19 protein-coding genes and 1 riboswitch are annotated in these 21675 nt (G+C 63.1%); of the genes, 12 read left to right on the top strand and 7 right to left on the bottom strand.

What is annotated here, in order from left to right:
- Positions 1 to 115 precede the first annotated feature (115 nt).
- Both EU811_RS18370 and hutI read left to right on the top strand, forming a co-directional pair.
- Positions 116 to 1213, top strand: a complete 1098-nt coding sequence (locus tag EU811_RS18370; protein WP_142939748.1) for an NAD(P)/FAD-dependent oxidoreductase — start codon at positions 116 to 118, stop codon at positions 1211 to 1213.
- A gap of 11 nt (positions 1214 to 1224) precedes the next feature.
- The gene (gene hutI, locus EU811_RS18365) at positions 1225 to 2454 is read left to right on the top strand and encodes an imidazolonepropionase (RefSeq protein WP_142939747.1); all 1230 of its coding nucleotides are present in this window, start codon (positions 1225 to 1227) and stop codon (positions 2452 to 2454) included.
- Positions 2455 to 2521: 67 nt separating this feature from the next.
- On the opposite strand, the gene EU811_RS18360 is transcribed toward hutI, so the two are convergent.
- A complete protein-coding gene (locus EU811_RS18360) occupies positions 2522 to 6910 on the bottom strand; it encodes an endo-alpha-N-acetylgalactosaminidase family protein (protein WP_142939746.1) in 4389 nt (1462 codons plus the stop codon).
- Between the two features lie 275 nt (positions 6911 to 7185).
- Here EU811_RS18360 and EU811_RS18355 point away from each other — a divergent pair, with 275 nt between their 5' ends.
- The 5 genes from EU811_RS18355 to EU811_RS18335 are packed head-to-tail and all read left to right on the top strand — an operon-like array spanning position 7186 to position 11666.
- Positions 7186 to 8103, top strand: a complete 918-nt coding sequence (locus EU811_RS18355) for an SIS domain-containing protein (RefSeq protein WP_142939745.1) — start codon at positions 7186 to 7188, stop codon at positions 8101 to 8103.
- A gap of 10 nt (positions 8104 to 8113) precedes the next feature.
- Positions 8114 to 9049, top strand: a complete 936-nt coding sequence (locus EU811_RS18350; protein WP_142939744.1) for an ROK family protein — start codon at positions 8114 to 8116, stop codon at positions 9047 to 9049.
- Entirely contained in the window at positions 9046 to 10014 is a 969-nt protein-coding gene (locus tag EU811_RS18345) for a 1-phosphofructokinase family hexose kinase (protein ID WP_142939743.1), read from the top strand. Before EU811_RS18350 ends, EU811_RS18345 begins: the two co-directional genes overlap by 4 nt.
- Positions 9996 to 10850 carry a class II fructose-bisphosphate aldolase gene (locus EU811_RS18340; RefSeq protein WP_142939742.1) on the top strand — a complete coding sequence of 285 codons (855 nt, stop codon included), beginning with the start codon at positions 9996 to 9998 and terminating at the stop codon, positions 10848 to 10850. Before EU811_RS18345 ends, EU811_RS18340 begins: the two co-directional genes overlap by 19 nt.
- 24 nt (positions 10851 to 10874) lie before the next feature.
- Positions 10875 to 11666, top strand: coding sequence for a DeoR/GlpR family DNA-binding transcription regulator (locus EU811_RS18335; protein ID WP_142939741.1), 792 nt, complete (start codon positions 10875 to 10877; stop codon positions 11664 to 11666).
- A 20-nt stretch (positions 11667 to 11686) separates the two neighbouring features.
- Here EU811_RS18335 and EU811_RS18330 read toward each other — a convergent pair whose 3' ends face one another.
- Positions 11687 to 12367, bottom strand: a complete 681-nt coding sequence (locus EU811_RS18330; RefSeq protein ID WP_142939740.1) for a histidine phosphatase family protein — start codon at positions 12365 to 12367, stop codon at positions 11687 to 11689.
- 89 nt (positions 12368 to 12456) lie between these two features.
- Between EU811_RS18330 and EU811_RS18325 the strand changes: the two genes are divergently transcribed.
- Positions 12457 to 13230, top strand: coding sequence for a CPBP family intramembrane glutamic endopeptidase (locus tag EU811_RS18325; protein ID WP_142939739.1), 774 nt, complete (start codon positions 12457 to 12459; stop codon positions 13228 to 13230).
- 86 nt (positions 13231 to 13316) lie between these two features.
- Here the strand turns inward: EU811_RS18325 and EU811_RS18320 are convergent, their stop codons facing one another.
- A complete protein-coding gene (locus tag EU811_RS18320; protein ID WP_043469963.1) occupies positions 13317 to 13955 on the bottom strand; it encodes a VOC family protein in 639 nt (212 codons plus the stop codon).
- Positions 13956 to 14155: 200 nt separating this feature from the next.
- Between EU811_RS18320 and EU811_RS18315 the strand changes: the two genes are divergently transcribed.
- On the top strand, positions 14156 to 15496 hold the full coding sequence (locus tag EU811_RS18315; protein WP_274595840.1) for a bifunctional o-acetylhomoserine/o-acetylserine sulfhydrylase: 1341 nt from the start codon (positions 14156 to 14158) through the stop codon (positions 15494 to 15496).
- A gap of 163 nt (positions 15497 to 15659) precedes the next feature.
- Positions 15660 to 15776: riboswitch (SAM riboswitch) on the top strand.
- Positions 15777 to 15791: 15 nt separating this feature from the next.
- Positions 15792 to 16913 carry a homoserine O-acetyltransferase MetX gene (gene metX / locus EU811_RS18310; protein ID WP_142939736.1) on the top strand — a complete coding sequence of 374 codons (1122 nt, stop codon included), beginning with the start codon at positions 15792 to 15794 and terminating at the stop codon, positions 16911 to 16913.
- A 54-nt stretch (positions 16914 to 16967) separates the two neighbouring features.
- On the opposite strand, the gene EU811_RS18305 is transcribed toward metX, so the two are convergent.
- The 3 genes from EU811_RS18305 to EU811_RS18295 form a co-directional block, all read right to left on the bottom strand.
- Positions 16968 to 17417, bottom strand: coding sequence for a hypothetical protein (locus EU811_RS18305; protein WP_142939735.1), 450 nt, complete (start codon positions 17415 to 17417; stop codon positions 16968 to 16970).
- A gap of 81 nt (positions 17418 to 17498) precedes the next feature.
- Positions 17499 to 18674 carry a winged helix DNA-binding domain-containing protein gene (locus EU811_RS18300; protein WP_142939734.1) on the bottom strand — a complete coding sequence of 392 codons (1176 nt, stop codon included), beginning with the start codon at positions 18672 to 18674 and terminating at the stop codon, positions 17499 to 17501.
- Positions 18675 to 18703: 29 nt separating this feature from the next.
- Positions 18704 to 19567, bottom strand: coding sequence for an SGNH/GDSL hydrolase family protein (locus EU811_RS18295; RefSeq protein WP_238703455.1), 864 nt, complete (start codon positions 19565 to 19567; stop codon positions 18704 to 18706).
- 70 nt (positions 19568 to 19637) lie between these two features.
- On the opposite strand from EU811_RS18295, the gene EU811_RS18290 reads away from it, so the two are divergent.
- Complete coding sequence (locus EU811_RS18290; RefSeq protein WP_142939733.1) at positions 19638 to 20288, top strand: alpha/beta hydrolase; 651 nt, start codon at positions 19638 to 19640, stop codon at positions 20286 to 20288.
- A 67-nt stretch (positions 20289 to 20355) separates the two neighbouring features.
- Here EU811_RS18290 and EU811_RS18285 read toward each other — a convergent pair whose 3' ends face one another.
- The gene (locus EU811_RS18285; RefSeq protein WP_062067368.1) at positions 20356 to 20583 is read right to left on the bottom strand and encodes an RNA-binding S4 domain-containing protein; all 228 of its coding nucleotides are present in this window, start codon (positions 20581 to 20583) and stop codon (positions 20356 to 20358) included.
- A 23-nt stretch (positions 20584 to 20606) separates the two neighbouring features.
- Here EU811_RS18285 and EU811_RS18280 point away from each other — a divergent pair, with 23 nt between their 5' ends.
- Entirely contained in the window at positions 20607 to 21611 is a 1005-nt protein-coding gene (locus EU811_RS18280) for a DMT family transporter (protein WP_142939732.1), read from the top strand.
- Positions 21612 to 21675: the final 64 nt, after the last annotated feature.

The following is a 21675-nucleotide window of genomic DNA, read 5'->3' as shown; positions in this document are numbered from 1 at the left end:
AAAAACTTGACGACCGCAGGGGTTTTAGGGGCCGGGATGTGAGAGAGCGTGGGGGTGGCGGGATTGCCGTGGGCCAAGATGTCCACGCCCGGCTACGGTCTGACAGGATGGAGCTATGGCTTCGAATTATGACGTGGTAATCGTTGGCGGCGGCATCGGGGGACTGTCCTTGGCAGCGGCCCTGGCAGGCAAGTGCACTGTGGCCCTTGTAGAGGCGGAGCAAACCCTGGCCTTCCACACTTCCTCGCGCTCGGCCCGGCAGCTGATCCCCAGTTATGGTCCGGCAGTGGTTCAGGACCTGACCATCCGCACACTCGAAATGCTGGCAGAACGGGACGCGGAGGCAGCAGAACCAATTCTCACTCCGCGCGGCTTCATGCTGGTGGGCGACGAGGAAACCGTGCGTGCAGAGGCTAGCGGCAACATGCACACCATCACCCACGAAGAAGCCATGCAGCTGTGCCCGGCCCTCAACCCGGATTCGTTCACAGCCGCAGGTTTGGACAACGGTTCCTTCGGCTGCAACGCCCCGTTGTTGCTGGACGAACACCGCCGGACCGCGGAAGCTGCAGGCGTGGACATTATCACCGGGGCCAAAGTTCACTCGGCCCAGCGTCTGGGGAGCGGCTGGCAAGTGGGGGCGGGCACCGAAGGCTTCCAGTCCGGCGTTGTGGTTAATGCGGCAGGTGCGTGGGCCGATGAACTGGCCGTTATCAGCGGTGTGGAGAAACTGGGACTGCAGCCATACCGACGGACGGCCGCGATCGTAAACGTCCAGAACCCGTTGACGCCGGAAACACCCATGGTGTGCGCTGCTGACGATACGTTCTACTTCCGCGCCGAGGGCAACCAGGTGCTGATATCGCCGTCGGAAACCGTGCCCAGCGGCGCGGAGGACGCGAAACCCTACCCCGGTGACGTGGAGGCGCTGATCGGCAAGCTCAACGCTGTAACATCGCTGGGCATCCGTTCCGTGGACCGCGCATGGACAGGCCTCAGGACAGAAGCCGCGGATGGAATCCCTGTGGTGGGTTTCGACGCCGAAGCCCCTGGCTTCTTCTGGCTCGCCGGACAAGGTGGCTACGGTTTCCAGACATCCTCCGCCATCGCGGAGCTGGCCGCAGCACTCATCCTCGGCGACGTCACGCCCGACAGTCCGGAATCCCGGACAGCGGAGCAGCTCGCGGCCGCACGTTGGTCCATTCGGCGCTGAACAATAGGGTCATGAGCGCAACCAATCCAACCACCACCCTCATCACCAACATCGGCGAATTGATGACCCAGGATCTGGAGCATCGGGTCCTCAAGGACGCAGCGATGGTGATCGAAGGAGAGCGCATCGCGTGGTTGGGGTCCAGTAAGGACGCTCCCGCGGCTGACGAAAAGATCGACGCCCAGGGCCGCGCCGTCCTGCCCGGTTGGGTGGATTCGCACTCGCACCTTGTCTTCGCCGGGGACCGCACGGCGGAGTTCGAAGCCCGCATGGCTGGTGAAAGCTACAGTGCCGGCGGCATCGCCGTCACCACGGGTGCCACGCGCAGCGTCAGCGACGACGAACTGACCCGCCTGGTGCGCGACCGCGTGGCTGAGGCGGTCTCGCAGGGAACCACGTATTTGGAGAGCAAGACCGGCTACGGCTTGGACGTGGAGAACGAGGCCCGCAGCGCCCGCATCGCTGCAGCTGAAGTGGACGAGGTCACCTACCTTGGTGCACACCTGGTCCCCAACGGCTCCGATCCGGAGGAGTACACCGATCTGGTGTGCGGCCCCATGCTCGACGCCGTCCTGCCGCACGTCCGCTGGGCGGACGTCTTCTGCGAGCGCGGGGCCTTCACGGAGGATCAGTCGCGTCGGGTCCTGACGGCTGCGCGCGACGCTGGCCTGGGGCTGCGGGTCCACGGCAACCAGTTGGGCGAGGGGCCCGGTGTGGCCCTGGCTGTGGAGTTCGCGGCTGCGAGCGTGGACCATGTGAACTACCTGTCGGATAAGGACGTACTGGCGCTCGCGGAATCGTGGGCTGGCTGGGATCCGGCAACGGGGAGCGGCACCAGTGGCACGGTTGCTACGTGCCTTCCCGCATGCGATCTGTCCACCCGCCAGCCCCTTGCCCCGGGCCGTGCACTGATTGACGCCGGCGTGCAGATCGCTCTGGCTGCCAACTGCAACCCGGGGACCTCGTACACCAGTTCCATGGCGTTCTGCGTGACCACTGCGGTGCTCCAGATGCGTTTGAGCGTTCACGAGGCCGTCCGGGCGGCGACGTACGGCGGCGCCTTGGCGCTGGGCAGGGAGTCGGGGAACGACGTCGACGGCGAACGGGCGGTGGGTTCGCTGGTCGTCGGACATCGCGCAGACCTGCATATGCTGAAGGCGCCGTCGGCCACGCACTTGGCCTACCGTCCCGGGATTCCCCTGACTCATTCGGTGTGGCGGGCGGGCGTCCGGGCTGTCTAGCACAACCACAAGACAGGGGCGGCGTTCCGGTGGGAACGCCGCCCTTCTTTACTGAGGGAAAGATGGACTATGCGCAGCTGAACTTTGCGTCCGCCCAGTCGCCCCAGTCGTCGCCAGCGTCGTCGCCGTTCTTGTCGGCGATCAACTCGACGTTCTGGACACCTGTGATGTCCACGTTGAGGGGTAGTGCTGCGGAATCGGCGCTGAGGACGGGCGTGCGGAGGAGTTCGCGGCCATCGCCCTTGACGATGAACACCACTGATCCGTGCAGGCCTTTGTTCAGCTTGGCGTCGTCCACTCCCACCGAGGCGGTGAAGGCGTTGCATTTGGCTTCGGTGGCGATGCTGATTTTCGAGTCGGCGTGGACTCCAATGCCTTTGGCATATTCGACGCCGTCCAGCCGCAATGCTGGTCCGTCACCGGCGTTCTGCTCACCGTTGGCCCGGTCCCGTTCGGCGGGGCCCCAGCCGTTGGTGCTGCCGATCCATGGGAGGTCCGATGCGAAGACGCTGCCGGAGAGGACGGGGGCCGGAGGTTCCTGCGGGGTGGTCGAACAGGTGAACTTGGCATCGGCCCAGTCTGCGTGGTCGTTGCCGTTGGAGTCGCCGGCGTCGTTGGCTACCAGTTCAACGTATTGGGCGCCGGTGACGTCCACGGTCAGTGGCAGGGGAGTGCTGGTGGCTCCAAGTACGGGTGTGGTGACCTTGGTGGTGCCGTCGGCTACCACGGAGAACTTCACGCTGCCCCGCGTCGGTTGGGCGTCATCAATTCCCACTGTTGCTGTGAAGGCGGTGCAGTAGCCGCCGAGATAGTAGCGGACAGTACCGTTGGCGTGGGCTCCGAGGCCCTTGGCGTAGACGGTTCCGTTCAGGGTGAGTGGCGTTCCGTCGCCGGCCCCGGTTCCGCCGTTGGATTGGTCCTTTTCAACAGGTCCCCAGCCGTTGGTGGAGCTGACCCAAGGGTGGTCGCTGGCGAACACGGTGGCCTGGGGCGGCTTGGGCAGCGTCCGCACGGTGGTGGTGGTGCTGATGGTTCGGCCTCCCGCGGGCGAAGCAGTAGTGGTGTAGCTTGCCTTGGCCGTGATGGGGTAGTCGCCATCAGCAGAAGCGGGTGCGGTGATCTTCCATGTGGTGGTGAGCGTACCGCCGGCGGGGAGGGTGTCCGCGGAAGACGGTGTGGAAGGAGTTGCCGTCCAGCCTTCAGGCAGTTCCAAAGCAACGGCGAGGTCGCTGATGGCTGCCGGTTCGTCGGACACAAATGTGGTGACGAACTCCTGGGCCTTGCCTTGCTGGACTACGTCGCTCTGAAGTTCTGCCGAGAGTTGGGCACAGGCCGGGACGGCTTCCGAGGCGCCCAGGTCTTCCACCAGGAAGTTGTCCAACGTGAAATCAGAACCGTTCGAGCTGCCCGTGCGCTGCAGCCCCACAAAGTAGTCTCCACAGAAGCCCGTGTCCAGGATCTGCTCGAACCGCGCGGTGGACGTCTTCGCGTCGATGGGCTGGCTGGCCGTCACGGCCGGGCCTGCCTGCGAGTCATAACCGGAAACCCAGGCGTACTGCCCGGCTTTGGAGTTCTGGTAGTCGAAGGACACCCTGTATTTGTGGCCCGCTTGGAACGGCACGGATGCCTCGGTGGTGCGGTAGACCAGGCCCGGGCCGCCGTTGGGAGCGAGGTTTTCGTCATGGGCGATCAGCGACCACGTGCCGTCCAGTACTTCGTCGATCACGTTGGTGTCCCAGCCCTTTTGGGTGAAGGGTTCGTGGCGTTCGGTGATGTGGGTGCGTGGATCCGTGGAACCTCCGGCGTCGCCCTTGACGAACGGCCCCCAGCCTTGGTCCACGTTTTCGAAGTCTTCGCTGAGCACACCGGTGGTGGCCACTCGGGTGGTTTTCACCGCCCGGAAGTCATCGACGCGTACTGTGGAATCGCCGTCGGCCGCTTTCACTGAAACTGTGGCTTTGGTGTTGTTCCGCGGCACGTCCACCAGCACCCGCACACGCTGGAATGCGGTCCCGTGCTTTTCGTCGCCGGCCACGTAGTTTTCCGCGTTGGACGAATCGATAGTGACGCTTTCGGTCTTGCCGTCGACGCTGACGGAGAGCGTGGTGGGACGGTTCGTGCCCGGCTGGATTTCAATCCAGGCGCTGACGGATTGGGTTCCTGCGTCCAGTCTTACTTCCTGGCTGATCGACGACGGCGATGCCCCCATCTCGGCGAAACGGCGGCCTTTGTCGTCGCGGACCTGGGTGACAGTGCCCGTGGGGGTCCATGGGGAGAGGTCTGCGCCGTTGAAGCCGGGATCGTTGAAAGCGGTGCCCTCGCCGAAGTCGGCGTTCTTGGGCAGCTCGGCCTTGTTGTTCTTCGGGGCAAGGACGTAGGCCTGCTTGGGGTCGGCCGTGACGGTGACCTGTCCGTTGACCACGGGGACGTCGGCCACTTTCACACGTCCGTTGTCGGTCAGCTTGAACAGTTCCAGCGAGCTGGACTTGGCGAAGTCCTGAGTAAGGGTCCAGGTGCTGGCGCCACCGGCGGGGTTGTAGTGGTAGAGCTTGTCAGCCTTGCCGTTCTCCTTGGAGGACCACGGCAAGAGGTAGGTTCCACCCTGCAATACGGATGCGCCGCCCACGGTGATGTTGCGTTCCTCGGCGGTGTTTCCAGTGACGGCCACACCATCGGCGAGGTCGATCCGCTCTGCAGTCCACTTGGTGATGGGGTGGTGCTGGAGGAACTTCGCCGGCACGTTGGCGGTCCAGACGTTCTCGCTGAAGGCGTTGAAGTCGTTCTGTCCCGTCCAGCCTTCGAACTCCACGATGTGGCTTACGCCGAGCTTGGGATCGGGGTTCCAGACGTCTGACTGGGTGTTGTTGATGAAGCGCAGGATTTGGGAATTGATGCCCTTGTTGGTGGAGCCACCGTATTTTTCGTCGTTGGCCCAGTGGGACCAGGTGTTGTTCCGGGACAGGTGGTCGGCCCATTCGGAGCCCACACGGAACCCGTTCTTGACGAGTTCCTGCTGAAGCCGTTCGGCGAGCCAGCCGAACTCGTAGTAGACGTCCACGTACACGAAGTCCAGGTTCTTGTCTGTGGCCTCGCGAAGTTCCTTGATGCGCTGGGCGAGCTTGCCGGAGTTAATGTCCTGGCGCTGGTTCATGTAGTACGACTGGTCCAGCCAGTTCCAGCCCAGGCCCTTATCTGCCCGCAGGAGGTCTTCGCTGAAGGACTTCGCTTCAGGGTAGATCTCAGTGGCGTTGATGTGGACGCCGAAACTGGCGTTCCATTCCTTGCCTTCCTTGACCAACGTGTTCAAGTCCCCGAGGCCGCCTGCGCGGGTGTTGAAGTTGTTGCCGTAATCCGTGTTGGCAGAGTCGTGGCCTTCGCTGGTGTAGCCCTTGAGCATGGCTACTTGTCCGAGCCCGTCGGTGGCCAGGGAGATGCGCTTCACGTCATCAAGGGTGCGCAGGAACGGGTGGGTTGCCTGCGAGGCGAAGTTGAACGGGATGTGGGTGATCACATTGTCCGGGGTCTGTTCACCCTTGTTGGGGCTGACCTGGATGGACCTCATGGCGATTGCGGCGTCCTGCCAGTCCACGCCGCCGTCGTTGTTGGCGTCAGAGGTAATGGCGACGCGGGTCCAGGGGAGTTCCTCGGTAGTGGTGGAGCCCTCGGCCCGGTAGAGCCACTGGCCGCTGGCCACGCCCATGGACACTCCGCCTGCCCCGTCGCTGATGGCTTGGCGCCAAAAGCGGCCGCGGTCCTTCGAACCGGGCCCGGAGGACGTGTCATATAAAGCGTTGGATTCGACGGCGGCACCCAACGAAGCAGTGTTGGCCAGCGCGTAGGCCGAACTCTTGGCAGCGGCATCCACAGGAGTGGACGCCGTGATGGGCGTGAACTCGTCTCCCGTCACGCTCCGGTCCACGGAAAGGTTTGCCGTGGACACCTGGGATCCTTGCTGCGTGGAGCTTACGGTCACCAGGTTCATCCGGGGGAGTTGCAGGGTTCTGACTTGGTGTTCCGCGGAGTCCTTGATTTCCGTGATGTTGAAGGAGACCACGTTCTTCTTCACTGAAAGCCGGGCCTTGAGCACGGTGTTGCCGAACTCGGGAACCGTAAGGACGTAGTCCCTTGCCTCTTCCCCGGAGGCGGAGGATGTTCCGGAGACTGTGTACTCCGTGCCATTGAGCGTGATGGTGGTGAGTCGGGTGGTGGTGCCGTCGAGGCGGGCTTTGCTTGCAGCGTCCGTGTAGCCGAGGACTTGCGGGAACGTAGTGGCGACGTCAACGTGGAGTTCGCCTGAGGTGATGGTGGCAGTGTCGGCAGCGCTGACGATATCTGCTGGTTGGGCGGTGGGGGCTGCGGCAGCGGGCGGAATGGCCAGCAGACCTAAAGAGGATGAGGCGACGACGCAGGCCAAACTCAATGAGGCGAGGCGTCCAGGGGATGACAAGCGGGGCATTATGCTCCTTCTTGATTTTTCCAAGCTATTTACAATCATGTTCTTTCGGACCTAACTAACACTGCTGCATGAGACAGGAATTGACAATAGTTAACAGCCGGTTAACTTAAGTGCACATCAGAGAACATGTTTTCCCTGTTTTGTTACCCCTCTGTCACGTGCTCGCCTATTGTGTGGTCCTTGCGCTCAGGTGATCCTTGTGAGATCGAAAATGATCGTTTAGTGTTTCTATAGATCAGAAAACGTCATTTGGCTGAGCAGGAGCGGGACACACGATGAGCGAGAACACACTGGGCGCCTTCATGGAAGAAGAGCTGGTATCCCAGCCCGAAGTTTGGCAGCGCGCCGTGGAGCAAGCCCGTGCGGAGCAATTGCTTCCCGCCGACGGCAAGCGCATCGCCGTGATCGGTTGTGGCACGTCCTGGTTCATGGCCCAGAGCTACGCCGCTGCACGCGAATCCGCTGGTAAAGGGGTCACGGATGCGTTCGCAGCGTCCGAGGCCTTCCTGAACAGCAACAGTGCCGACCGCCAGTACGACGCCGTTGTGGCCATCACGCGCTCAGGTACCACCACTGAGGTGCTGGAGATTCTGGCTGAGCTGAGGGGGATCGTCCCCACCGTTGCGATCATCGGCGACACCTCCTCACCGATCGTCGAGCTGGCGGACGTCGTGGTTGGCCTCCCATATGCCGATGAGCGTTCAGTGGTGCAAACCCGCTTCGCCACCACGGCGCTGGTTTATTTGCTGACCAGCCTGAACATTGACGTACAGCAGGCAATCGAGGATGCCCGTGACGCAGTGACGGCAGAGGTCTCCCGGGAACTGCTCGATGCTGAGCAATTCACCTTCCTCGGTACCGGTTGGACGGTTGGGCTGGCCCATGAAGCCGGACTGAAAATGCGCGAGGCAGTCCAAGGGTGGACCGAGTCCTACCCGGCCAAGGAATACCGTCACGGCCCTATCTCCATCGCCGCCCCCGGCCGCGTCACCTGGTTGTTCGGAAACCAGCCCGAGGGCTTGGACGCTGACATGGCCGTCACGGGCGCGCTCTACATCACCACGGCTAAGCACCCGTTGGCTGAACTGGCACGTGTCCATAAGGTAACCCTGGAGCGTGCACGCGTCCGTGGCCTGAATCCGGACCTGCCCCGCAACCTGACGCGCTCCGTTATTCTCGACGCCTCCGCCTAGGCATCCCATCATGGTTCTCGGAGCCGCAAATTCACCGGTCCTGTCCTTCGACGTTGGCGGGACGGACATCAAGGCAGGTTTGGTGGACGCCAGGGGTGCTGTCCTGGGCATGCGCCGCGTCCCCACGCCCCTTGATCCGGCCCGCCCCGGCGAAGCCGTCCTGGACAGGCTGGCCGAGCTTAAAGCCGAGTTGGCCTCGGAGTTTCCCGAAGCCCCCGCCGAGGCAGCAGGCATCATTGTCCCCGGGATTGTGGACTCCGTGGCCGGAGTGGGTATCTACTCCGCCAACCTCGGATGGCGGAACTTCCCGTTCAAAGCTGAAGCCGAAAAGCGGCTCGGCATCCCCGTCGCATTCGACCACGATGTCCGTTCCGCTGCAGCTGTTGAACACAGCTTCGGCGGGTCCAAAGAGTTCAACGATGTTGTGGTGATGGTGGTAGGTACCGGCATCGCCGCAGCCGTGTTCTCCGGCGGCAAGGCTGTCACCGCCGGCGGTTTCGCCGGCGAACTCGGCCATGCCCAGGTACCGGACCCCGACGCCGCCCCCGGCGCCACCGGTTCCACCATCCTGGAAGCAGTAGGCTCGGCCGGCGCCATTGCCAAGCGGTACCACCGGGCATCGGGAAACCGGGTGAACGGTGCACGCGGGGTCCTGCTTAGGGCGAGCGCAGGAGACACAGTCGCTGCACGCGTTTGGGACGATGCCGTTGATGCCCTTGCTTTCACCATCTGCCAATGCGTGAACATCATTGGAACTGAAGCCGTGGTGATTGGCGGCGGACTCGCCGAAGCCGGCGACGAACTGCTGGAGCCGCTCCGCAAGCGGGTTGACGGGATCCTGGACTTTCAGCGTCGGCCCCAGCTCATCCGTGCCCAGCTGGGACAGGACGCAGGCTTGCTCGGTGCGGCCATGAACGCCAGGGCAGTGTTAGGAGGCGCACAATGAAGCGAGCCAACGTGAACCGCATCATCACCGTCACTGCCAATCCGGCGATCGACATGACCTACACCGTCCACGGGATCACCGAGGGCTCAAGCCACCGCGTGCCCACCCCTTTGAGCCGTGCCGGCGGCAAGGGGATCAACGTAGCCCGGGTCACCCACCAACTCGGATACCCCGTGCTCGCCATTGCACCCACCGGCGGTGCGGCGGGGCAGACCCTCGCAGCTGAACTATGGACCAGCGGAGTGCCGCACTCCCTGGTGGGAGTCGCCGCCGAGACCCGCCGCAGCATCGCGCTGGTGGATACCGTCGCCGGGGAGACCTCCATCTTCAACGAGGAGGGCCAAGCGCTCCTTCCCGACGACTGGCGCTCACTCCGGATCGCCGTGGTTGAGGCCGTGAGCGGGAACCGAAACCTGCAGGCCTCCGTCCTGGTCGGTTCGGGAAGCCTGCCGCCGGGCGCTCCCGCGGACTTCTACCCGGAACTCGTGCGCCTGGCCCACGACGCCGGTATCCCGGCCATCATCGACACCTCCGGACCCGGAATCATCGCTGCAGCCAAAGCCGGCGCCGACATCCTCAAGCCGAATCATCACGAGCTCGCCGAAGCGACGGGGGAGTCCAGCCTTGAAGCAGCCGCTCTGGCTCTGATCGATATGGGTGCCCGCACGGTCCTGGTCAGCGCCGGCGCGGACGGCATGCTCGCCTTCGACCACGCCGCCCCGGGCGGCTACTGGAGCGCACGGCTGCCCGAAGCGCTCAGTGGCAACCCCACAGGGGCGGGCGACGCCGGTGTGGCGGCTGCCGCCGTCGCACTCGCCGAAGGCGTTACCGAGCCCCGCGACATTCTTCGCCGTGCCACCGCATGGTCGGCCGCGGCCGTTCTCATGCCCGCCGCAGGCGAAATCTCACCGCGGTACCAGGAACTTCAAGAGCAATTGATCGTCACATGGAAGGAGACCCGGTGACCCTGGTCAATACACGGGAACTCATGGACAGGGCCGCGTCAGCTGGCGCGGGCCAGGGCGCCTTCAATATCATTCACATCGAAACCGCCGAAGGCCTGGTGGCAGGGGCTGAGGCAGCCGGCGTGCCGTTGATCCTGCAGATTTCCGAGAACTGCGCCAAGTACCATGGCGGACTTGAGCCCATCGCATCGGCGGCACTGGCCATCGCCCGCTCAGCCGCTGTCCCTGTTGCCCTCCACCTGGACCACGCAGAATCCGAAGACCTTGCGCTGGCCGCTGTGGACCTCGGTTTCGGTTCCGTCATGTACGACGGCGCGCATCTGCCCTACGGTTCGAATGTAGAAGTCACGCGAAGGGTTGCCGCCTACGCCCACAAACGCGGTGTTTACGTAGAGGCCGAGCTGGGAAAAGTGGGTGGTAAAGACGGAGCACACGCTCCCGGTGTCAGAACAGACCCCGACGAAGCCCGGGCGTTCGTCGAGGCAACCGGCGTGGACGCCCTGGCCGTGGCGGTTGGCTCATCCCACGCCATGACCGAACGCAGTGCCGCCCTGGATCTGCACCTCATCACCAGGCTGAAGACAGCGGTGGGAAAACCACTGGTCCTCCACGGCTCATCCGGTGTGTCAGATGACATGCTCATAGCCGCTATCCGCGCGGGTATGACTAAGATCAACGTATCCACACATTTGAACGGGTTCTTTACCCGCGCCGTCCGTGAGTATCTCGATGCCAATCCTGCAGTGGTGGATTCCCGGAAATACATCAAGGCCGGCCGTGAAGCCCTTGTGCTGGAGTCTGCACGTATGCTGACGCTGTTCGCTAAAGCGAATTAGCGCCGAACCCGCGAAAGGCTTGTCATGACCCGCACCGATCGGCTGACTGCCATACTCGACCTCCTGGCCGAGTCCGGCCACGTGGAAGTCGAGGACATCGTGACCCGCCTGGGCGTGTCACCTGCCACGGCCCGTAGGGATCTTGACAGCCTGGCCAAGCAGCGGCTGCTGAGCCGCACCCGCGGCGGTGCAACCACCGGGTCCGTCGCCTACGACCTTCCCGGCCGGTACAACCGGGACGACCACGCCGAGGCCAAGCAGGAGATTGCTTTGGCCGCTTCAGCGTTGATCCGTCCCGGTGCAGTCATTGGCCTCAGCGGCGGTACCACCAACACGGCATTGGCTCAGGTGCTCTCCACACGGGAAGACCTCAACGCGCCATCCCACACACCCACCCTTACCGTGGTCACCAATGCGATCAACATCGCCTCACAGTTGGCTGTCCGGCCGAACATCAAAATCATGGTCACCGGTGGGATCCTCAATCCGCGCTCCTATGAACTGGTGGGTCCGTACACGGACGTCATCATGCAAAAAGTTGCCCTGGATATTGCGTTCATTGGCGTCAACGGCGTGGACCCGGATCTTGGCCCCACCATTACGGACGAAGGCGAAGCCATGGTCAACACCGTGATGGCACGCCGGGCAACAGAGTCCTATGTGGTGGCCGATTCCTCAAAAGTGGGCCGCCGTTCCTTCGCCGCCATGGCCGGCTACGATTTCAGGCACCTCATCACGGACTCCGGCATCAGCGCCGAAAACAAAGCGGCGTTTGAAGTCAAGGGAACGGAAGTCATCGTCGCGCCAGCCAGCTGATATTTGGCCGCAAGGAGAAGCTAGAAGCGCATCCTTGGTGCGTGCAGGACCGAGTCGTCTACCTCCCTGGGCACCCACTGGCTGAACGGTATATCCAGGCTGTACTGGTCGTCGTCGTTCTTTATCAAGGTGCGTAGCTCGGCGTTGTCCGGGTTGTTGAGCGATTCGAAGTATTCCACGGTCCAGTGGAACCATCGCATGCAGAACAGGCGCATGGTCAGCCCGTGAGTCACCAGGAGGGTGTTGGGGGCGTACGTAGGCTTCTGCCAGTGCCGGTACAGCGTCTCCATGAAGGATGACACCCGGTCGTACACATCCGAGCCGGACTCGCCCTCGCGGAACCGGTAGAAGAAGTGGCCGTAGAGGTTGCGCAGTTCCTTTTGGTCCTCGATCTCCCCGGCGATTTGAAAGTTTGCCCAATCCTGCTCGCGAAGCCTGGGTTCCTCTATGACCCTCTCCACCAGGGAGCCGAGGTTCATGGCTTCAAGGGTCTGATAGGCACGCAGGTAGGGGGAGACGTAGACGCAGACCTGCTCACCATCGAGCTTTCGGCGCAGGTGTTCCCCGGCGATCCTCGCCTGCTCCACGCCTAAGTCCGTCAGCGGGATGCGGTAGTCCGGCACACGGTTGTAGATGGAGGTGTCGGCATTAGCGGCAGACTGTCCATGCCGGATCATGAAGATTCTCTCAGGGGCGCCCATCTCACCAAGCATAGGGTGGCTGCCGTGCCAGGTCCGGCAAGATGCGCTGTTCCCGGCAAAGTAGCAGGGAGTAAGGGCAAGATAGGAACATGTTCCTTGCTTCCCGTCGACGGCTGCGAGCCGAAGTACTTATAGTGCTGGGTTTGTCCCTGGGTCAGTCGGCCGTTTACTCCGTAGTGCAGCTGCTGGACAAAATGACCCGGTCACCGTTGGCAGATGCCACATCAACGCTGAACCGCTCCCAGAGCACGCGCGAGTACTTTGACCTCACGTACCAACTCCTGGACATCGTGTTCGCTCTGGTGCCGGTGGCCTTGGTGTTCTACTTCCTGTCCACCCACGCACCCGGACACAAGGACGGCGGCGGTGGCTCAGCCTTCGCACGGCTCGGCTTCAACTTTGCCCGTCCCGGCAAGGACCTTCTTCAGGGTCTTGGCCTGGCGGCTGTGATTGGGATCCCCTCGCTTGGCCTGTACGCCGCCGGCCGCGCCCTGGGCATCACCACGGCGATTGTGCCCAGCGGCCTGGACGCCTATTGGTGGACGGTGCCAGTGCTGATCCTCTCGGCCATGCGCCACGCGATCGTGGAAGAAGTGATCGTGGTGGGCTACCTCATGGATCGTTTTGGCAAGTTCGGCTGGAGCATGCCGGTAGCCATTGTGGTCAGTGCCCTCCTGCGGGGAAGCTACCACCTGTACCAGGGTTTTGGGCCGTTCATCGGCAACGTGGTCATGGGGTTGGTGTTCGCGTGGATCTATACCAAGACCAAGCGGGTCATGCCCTTGGTGATTGCCCACGCATTGCTGGACATCGTAGCGTTCGTAGGTTTCAGCCTGTTCGGCAAGGCTATAGGCCTCGGTTAGAGCGCACGTTAAAGGTATTCGGCCGCCATCGCTGGGTGACGTCATTGGCACCCGCTGATGGCGGCCGAAGTTTGGAGGGAACTGCTTTAGATGGTGACGGCTCCAGTAGCGGTTTCGAAAGTGACAGCCAGGATGCCGGGGGTGCCGTGCGGTGCCATCCACTGGACTGCGACATCCTCAAGCGGCTTTTCCACCGGCTCACCCAACCACTCGGTGACGCGTTCAGCCGAGCCCGCAATGGTGAGGCTGGACATCTTGACGTCGCTCTCGTAAATCCTGGACGGGTGAAGTGAGGGGTCGCCCTCCCACTTGAGCAGGTACGGCACCTGGGGATCGGCGATCAAGCCGAGGATACCAATCTGCTGCCACACCAATTCGCGGCCGTCAGGGAACTTGCGGTTGCCCGGAACGGCGGAGCGGCCAAGGCGGTCCTCGAACGGGGCGAGGTCATCAACGGCGACGCACCAGCCCATCCAACCTCCACCGGCAGCCGACCGTGCACGGACGGCTTGGCCAAAGGGTGCTTTGTCGGAAGCAGGGTGGTCCAGGACCTCCACAACTTCCAGGTATTTGTTATCCGCGAGGGGAATGATCATGTTCCGGGTACCGAAGCGCGGGTGCACTCCGCCCCGGACAGCGTCCACTCCCAATGCCGCGGAAATTCGTTCGGTAGTGGCCAAAAGGCCATCTCGTTCACAGGCGTAAGAGACGTGATCCATGCGCATGGCTTCATCTTGGCACTTTGTGATCAGTGTCTCAGCTAAGTCAAGCCTAACTAAGGTGGGATCTGTGTAACTTTCGCTATGGGCGTCATGCGAGGACGCGAAGAGACCGAAAGATTCCATCGGCGTCATAAAGCTGTTCTGACTTCCGGACAGTTCCTAGACTGGCCCCAGTTCAGCTGCACCACACTGCTGCCAAACCCATGCGTCACGAACAGGAGAACTCCATGTCCCAAGGATGGTCTTTCGAAACCCGCCAAATCCACGCAGGCCAAGAGCCGGACTCAGCCACCGGAGCGCGCTCGCTTCCCATCTACCAGACCACGTCCTTCGTGTTCCCCAGTGCCGAGAGCGCTGCCAACCGCTTCGCCCTGGCGGAGCTCGCACCCATCTACACCCGGATCGGCAACCCGACGCAGGATGCCGTGGAGCAGCGGATCGCGAGCCTGGAAGGTGGCCTGGGAGCACTCCTGCTTAGCTCAGGACAAGCCGCGGAGACGTTCGCCATCCTGAACATTGCTGAGGCCGGCGACCACATCGTGGCGAGCCCCAGCCTGTACGGCGGCACCTACAACTTGCTTGCACACACTCTGAAGAAATTCGGCATCTCCGTCACCTTCGTGGAGGACCCGGACAAGCTGGATCAGTGGCGTGACGCCGTCCAGCCGAACACCAAGCTGTTCTTCGGCGAGGTTGTCTCCAACCCGCGGCAGGACGTGCTGGACATTGAGGGCATCGCACGCGTCGCCCACGAGGCCGGCGTGCCCCTGATCGTGGACAACACCCTGTCAACGCCGTACCTCATTCGTCCCATCGAGTGGGGCGCTGACATTGTGGTCCACTCGGCAACCAAGTATCTGGGCGGTCACGGTTCCGCAATTGCCGGCGTGATTGTGGACTCCGGCAACTTCGACTTCGGCAAGGACCCGGAACGCTTCCCCGGCTTCAACACCCCGGACCCCAGCTACAACGGGCTGGTTTACGCCAGGGACCTCGGCAAGGACGGTGCGTTGGGTGCCAACCTCTCCTACATCCTCAAGGCCCGCGTCCAGTTGCTTCGTGATCTCGGCTCGGCCGTGTCTCCGTTCAACGCCTTCCTCATTGCCCAAGGGTTGGAGACCTTGAGCCTGCGCGTGGAGCGTCACGTAGCGAACGCCACCAAGGTAGCTGAGTGGCTTGAAAGCCACGACGACGTCGAATCGGTCGCCTACGCGGGCCTGCCATCCAGCCCGTGGTATGACCGTGGCCGGAAGTACGGACCCAAGGGCACGGGGGCAATCGTTGCCTTCAACATCAAGGGTGGCGTGGAAGCGGGCAAGCGTTTTGTGGATGGTCTGGAACTGCACTCGCACGTTGCCAACATAGGTGACGTCCGCTCGCTGGTCATCCACCCGGCGTCGACGACGCACAGTCAGCTGACCGCGGAGCAGCAACTTGTTGCCGGCGTCAACCCGGGCCTGGTGCGCTTGTCCGTCGGTATCGAGCACGTAGATGACATCATCGCGGACCTCGAAGCCGGATTCCGGGCTGCCAAGGGCGCCTGACGCCCACGGCCCAACGCACCAGACCGACTGCCGCCCGCGCCGACGAAAATTCGCCGGGCGGCAGTGGCGGGTGCTCGTAGGCGAACGAAATGACCTTTGACCGTCACACTGTTGTCACATTCTTCGCCAGAACCCCCCTGTGTTTCCTAGACTCTTCGTATTAGGTCATGAGTGCCAGCACACAGCCCCGGCTTGCTGGCCGGCAACCCTCCTCCGCGGTGGGGTGCCCCGGGTGAAGACCTGGCCTGTTCGCACGCAAGGCGACGGGCAAGCGCGAGGTTAAGGTGTCAAAGGAATGACCATTACTGCTACAGCCCTTCCAAAATCCGGAGAAGAAGACGGAACCGTCAAGTACGCCGGCATCGGCCCACTGGAACTTGAAGCCGGCGGATTCCTCCCCGACGTCGTACTCGCCTATGAGACCTGGGGGCAGCTGAACGCGGATGCCTCCAACGCGGTGCTCATCCAGCACGCACTCACCGGCAGTACGCACGTAGCCCGCGGAGCCACGGACGAGGAAGGATGGTGGGAGCAACTCGTTGGTCCGGGTGCCACCATCGACACCAACAAGTTCTTTGTCATCTCCATCAACATCGTGGGCGGCTGTTACGGCAGCACCGGTCCATCATCCGAAGCCCCGGACGGACGCCCGTGGGGCTCGCGATTCCCGCTGGTCACCCTGCGCGACAGCACAGAGGCAGAGTCGCGCCTCGCCGATACCCTGGGAATCGACGCCTGGCACGCCGTATTGGGCGGATCCATGGGCGGCGCACGCGCCCTTGAGTGGGCTGTGACATACCCCCATCGGGTCAAACGCTGCGCAGTCATCGCCGTAGGCGCCTACAGCACGGCCGAGCAGATTGCTTTTGCCCAGGCACAAACCCTGGCCATCAGGCAGGACCCGAATTTCAACAACGGCGACTACTACGGTGGCCCCGCGCCTGAGCACGGTTTGGCTTTGGCCCGGCGCATCGCCCACATCACCTACCGCTCGGCACTGGAGCTGGACGTCCGCTTTGGCCGGCAAGCCCAGCACCAGGAGACTCCGCTCGCCGCCGCAGCATTGGGCGACCGGGGTCGGTATCAGGTGGAAAGCTACCTGGACCACCAAGGAACCAAACTGGTCCGCCGCTTTGACGCCAACAGCTACATCGCCATCACCGAGGCACTGATGTCCCACGACGTCACCAGGGGGCGCGGATCGTTGGAAGCGGCGCTTTCGGGTGCCACGGCGGAGTTCTTCGTGGCGGCTGTGGACAGTGACAGGCTCTACTTCCCGGCCCAGTCCCGGGAACTGGCCGCTGCGCTCCCTGGCGAGGTGCCGGTCCACGTCATTGAAGCGCCGATCGGCCATGATGGCTTCCTCACCGAAATCGGCCAGCTCTCAGCCCAGCTCCGCGAAGCGTTTTTCGCCTAAACGCTGGTGTGCTGACCCTGCTTAAACGGCAAGGAACGTCCGATGCCAGGCAGTTCAGCCATTCATGATCTCGCCGCGCTGCCGCATGTAATCCTCCATGGCGATCTCGCCGTTGCTGAATTTTGTATCCAGCTCGGCCAGCTTGCGAGCCCGGTATCCTTGCGGCTCGGACCCGCTCGTCGAGGCGAACGGGGTGGGGGATGACGGGTTCGACGGCGACACGGACTGCGGCGCGTCATCCACAGGGCGGATGACGGTGGGCTCGGACGGGTAGCCCGGGTAGCCCGGTGAAGGGTACCTTTGCGCCGGGTAGCCCTGTCCCGGGTAATCCTGCTGCTGGTAATTCTGCGGCGGATACCCCGGTCCCGGCAGGTTCTGCGGCGGGTACCCCGGGCCGCGGAAGGTGTCGTTCTGGATCCGGCGCGCCCGGGAGCGGTTGTACATGCGGATTCCGAGGGGAATCAGCCACGAGCAGACGATGATCCAGAAGATCAGATTGTTCACAGTGCAGGCCTCCTAGGTCTTAACCCAGCTTAGTCCTGCCACCTGGACGCGGCCCGTCTCCCGGAACAAGCCCCGGCTATTTCACACCAGCTTGGTCTCCATGCCCAGGAACCGGCCGTAACGATCCGCCTCGGCCTGCAAGGCGTCCTGCTCTGCTGCAGTTGCCGGCCGGTTCATGCGGACATCGAGTTCGCAGGCCCTTCCGGAGAAACCGTGGCGCCACCATCCGGCCAGCCTGCCGTCCACCAGGACCACGTGCATGGGTCCGTTGTCCTCGGGGAAGTAGGGAGCCGTTCCACCAAGGAAGTGCCGGGACTGTGAGTAGCCCATCACGTATTCGTCGTAGCACTGGATGAGGTCCAGGCGGGGGAGCCCGCCGTCCTGGATCGCTGAAGAATGGTGGCCGTTGGTGAGAGCCCCCACTTCTTCAGATGCCAGATAAAACTCCAGGCCATCAAAGTGAACAGTGCCCAGGCTCCCGGGGGAGATCTCCTCAGCCACATCGATTCCCCGCTTCACGTCTTTCATGGTCAACCCGGACCACACCGCACAGTCTTTGACTGTTGCGGGGCCCCGGCTGCTGAAGTATCGCAGCGCCAATTGCCCAAGTGCCTGTTCACGATCCTCCCCGGCCAACGGTGAGGTTAGGAACCCGGGAACGCGTTCCTCGAGCAAGGCATACGTTTGTTTCAGGGCGCCGCCGGCGGAACGGACGGGGGAGCCGCTGACCAGGACACGGCTGATTTCTGCGTGCATGAGGTGATAGATGAAGCCCAGGCCCTTGCTGGGGAAGCCGGCTTGTCCCAGGACTGCGGCCAGTTCCTCCCGCGTTTTGTGGGCCCCGTCCGCCACGGCCGCGGCCAGGATCCGGCCGCTTGCGGCAGCAGCGTCCTCATCGATTCCCGTCTGGCGGTACATGCCTTTGTTGCCTTGGTGGAGGCGCTCTGCGGACAATCCCATCAACCAGCCGAGGTCGTCCCGGTGCACGAAGTGCCAGGTGGGGCGGAGGATGTGTGTCCGCAGGATGGTTCCGTCCGCTACGGCCTGCTCCACGTCCGCGGCCGTGACCACCGGTGGCGAGCCGGCGGAGCTTCTCTGCGCAAGGGTCCACCTCGCATAAGCGAACTCCTGTGACTGGACGGCCAGGAGGTTACGGACCACGTCCGCGGGGCCTCCGGCGTGGGGGGCCCGCAGTTGTTGCCGCCGGAGCCGTATCCGCCGGACGCTCTCCGCGGACAGGGAGCTACCACCCGGCATGGCGGACCTCGCAGCGAAGAAGCGTCACGTCAGCGGCGTGGCAACAGGGTGCCGGTGGAACCGAAGACGGGACCCGGCGTGGGACGTTTTGGACTGATGCCATCGCCGGAGGACCGATGCCGAAGCCTCCGGATCACCCATGGGACAAAGTACTCGCGGGCCCAGACGAGGTCCGAAGACCTCGCCTCACGCCACGTGCGCGGCGGCAGGGACTTTGGCATCAGGGGCTCAAGAGTGTGGTGGACGTTCAGTGCGTCCAGCACCATCATGGCGATGGTGTGATGGCCCAGCGGGGAGAAATGCAGGCGGTCGGCATCCCACATTTGGGGGTCTGCCAGCTGCCGCAAGGACCACATGTCCGCGATGATGGCGTCGTGGCGTGCAGCCACGGTCCGGAGGTTCTCGTTGTAAATGGCAACCTTGCCGCGGATACGCCCCAGAACCGATGCTGCCGTGTCCGGGCCGTTGAAAAGGACCACGGTAGCGCCGCCGGAGCTCAGCTCCGCCACTGCGGCGTCGAGTTTTTCAGCCAACAAATCGGGATCGCCGCCTGGGCGGATGAGGTCGTTGCCGCCAGCTGAAATGGATACCAAGTCAGGCTGCAGCTCCAAGCACGGGCCCACTTGTTCATCGATGATCTGCTGCAACAGCCTGCCACGGATGGCAAGGTTGGCATAGGCGAAGTCGTCCTGGCCGCGGCCCAATTCCTCGGCCACTCGATCCGCCCAACCACGGTGACCGCCGGGGTTCCGGGGTTCGGGATCGCCGATGCCCTCGGTGAAGGAGTCACCCAAGGCCACATAGCGGGTCCATGGGTGCTTTTGAACGGGTTCGTGGGGCTCCGGGACGGGCTCGCCCGGCTTCAGTAAAGGATTGTTCTCACTCACGCTCATATCCTGCACCGTGACGTCGACCCTACGCCACCGTAGGTTGTTACTTGTGGGTAACTGCAAGAATGGAGCCATGACTGAAGCACCCGCCTTTCCAGCCCCCGTTGTCCTGTGGTCCCACGATGAAGCCGAGCGCGCAGGCAAGCCCCTCCTGGTCCTGCTGCACGGCTACGGCTCCAACGAGGAGGACCTCTTCAGCTTGGCCGGGTTGCTTCCCGAAGGCTTCGTAGTGGCTGCCCTTCGCGCGCCGATGCCCATGGGGCCGGGCTTTACGTGGTTCCCTTTGACAGCATCGATCGACTACTCACTGGACGCCGTGAAGCACGCAGCCGAGTATGCGCTCGAATGGCTGGACACGGTCAAAGCAAACCACTCGTCAGTGACGTTGCTGGGCTTCTCCATGGGCATGGCGATGGCTACCACCATGCTCCGCTACCGTCCCGCGGACTTCGCCGCCGTCGTCGGGCTTTCAGGCTTCGTGATCGACGCCGGCGCTGACGCCGCCTTCCGGGACAGTGAACTGGACGGATCGTTGCCCATGTTCTGGGGCCGTGACCAGCAGGATCCCGTCATCACCCAAGACAAGATCGAATACACCATGGGTTGGGTGCGCAAGCACGTTGACCTCACCAAAGTGCTCTACACGGGGATGTGGCACGGCATCAACCAGCAGGAGATCGGACACGTGGGCGAGTTCCTCACCCATAAGGTCCTCACTGATTGAGTTTTTGTACAGATAACGCCCCTAAGAGCCGTTCTGGAGGGCGTTATCTGTACAAAATCTCAGTGCGTCAGGCTGCGGTGATCCGGACCGTCTGGCCGTTGACGGTGACGGTATCTCCGACGTGGAGTTGGCGTCCGCGGCGGTCATCAATTTCGTTGTTGACCTTAACCAACCCGTTCTTGATGAGCTCCGTGGCTTCAACGCCGTCCTCCACCAGATTGGCGAGCTTCAACAGCTGGCCCAGGCGGATCATGTCGTCGCGGATGGGGATCTCTTCAATTTCGGGGTTGCTCATAGAGCAATGATGCCTGAAGTAGTGTGGTGACGGTGCCGCAGCCTTCTCCCCGTCCCACCCTCCCGCTGGTCATTGGCCTCCCTATTGCCGTAGCGACAGGCCTGGTCATCCCGCTTCAAGCAAGGATCAACGGGGCCCTCGGCGCGAAACTGGACGACGGCATCGCCGCATCTGTGGTGAGCTTCACCACAGGGCTCCTGCTCATCAGCGCCATCTCCCTTGCCACGCCCAGGGGCAGGGCCGGCCTGCAGCGGATCATTCCTGCTGTCCGGAACCGCAGTTTTCCCCGCTTCTATGTCATGGCCGGTGCCATTGGCGCACTGTTCGTCTTTGCCCAGTCGTTCACGGTTGCCCTGTTGGGCGTTGCGTTGTTCACGGTCGCGGCCGTTACGGGACAAACGCTCAGTGGCTTGCTCGTGGACCGCATGGGAATCGGCCCGGGAGGAAAACGCGCCATCACCGGAGTTCGGGTCCTTGGCAGTGTCCTGACCGTGGCGGCCGTCGCCTGGGCTGTTTCACCGCGGTTCGGCGGCGACGCCGACGTCGCCTCGCTCGTTTTGCCGGTCCTCCTGCCGTTGGCCGCCGGTTTCTTCATGAGCTTCCAGCAGGCGATGAACGGCACTGCCACAGTGCATTATGGGACGCCCATCGCCGCCACCCTGGTGAACTTCATTGCCGGGTCAGCCATCTTGTGGATCGCGTGGATCATCAAGCTGTCCGTGGCCGGGCCGGGTAATCCGCTGCCCGGTGAGTGGTGGTACTACCTTGGTGGCCCCATGGGCTGCCTCTTCATTGGACTGGCGGCCCTGCTGGTCCGCAGCTTGGGCGTCCTGATCACGGGTTTGGGCATGATCGCCGGGCAACTGGTGGGATCGTTGGTGCTCGACGTCGTGATCCCCAGTCCCGGAGCGGTGGTCGCCTTGCCCACGGTGCTGGGTACGGTGCTGACGCTCATTGCGATCATCGTGGCCACGTTGCCCTGGCCCAAGGGAGCATTCGCACGAAGATCAACGGCCAAAGGCCGGTAGGGTTAGAGGAACAACTTTCCCCCAGCACCCCGCCGGACAACCTCGTCCGGATTCCGGGGCAAAC

It is taken from the genome of Arthrobacter sp. TS-15, from assembly GCF_006964045.1.
GTDB lineage: Bacteria > Actinomycetota > Actinomycetes > Actinomycetales > Micrococcaceae > Arthrobacter.
This window is presented reverse-complemented; position numbering and strand designations above follow the sequence as displayed.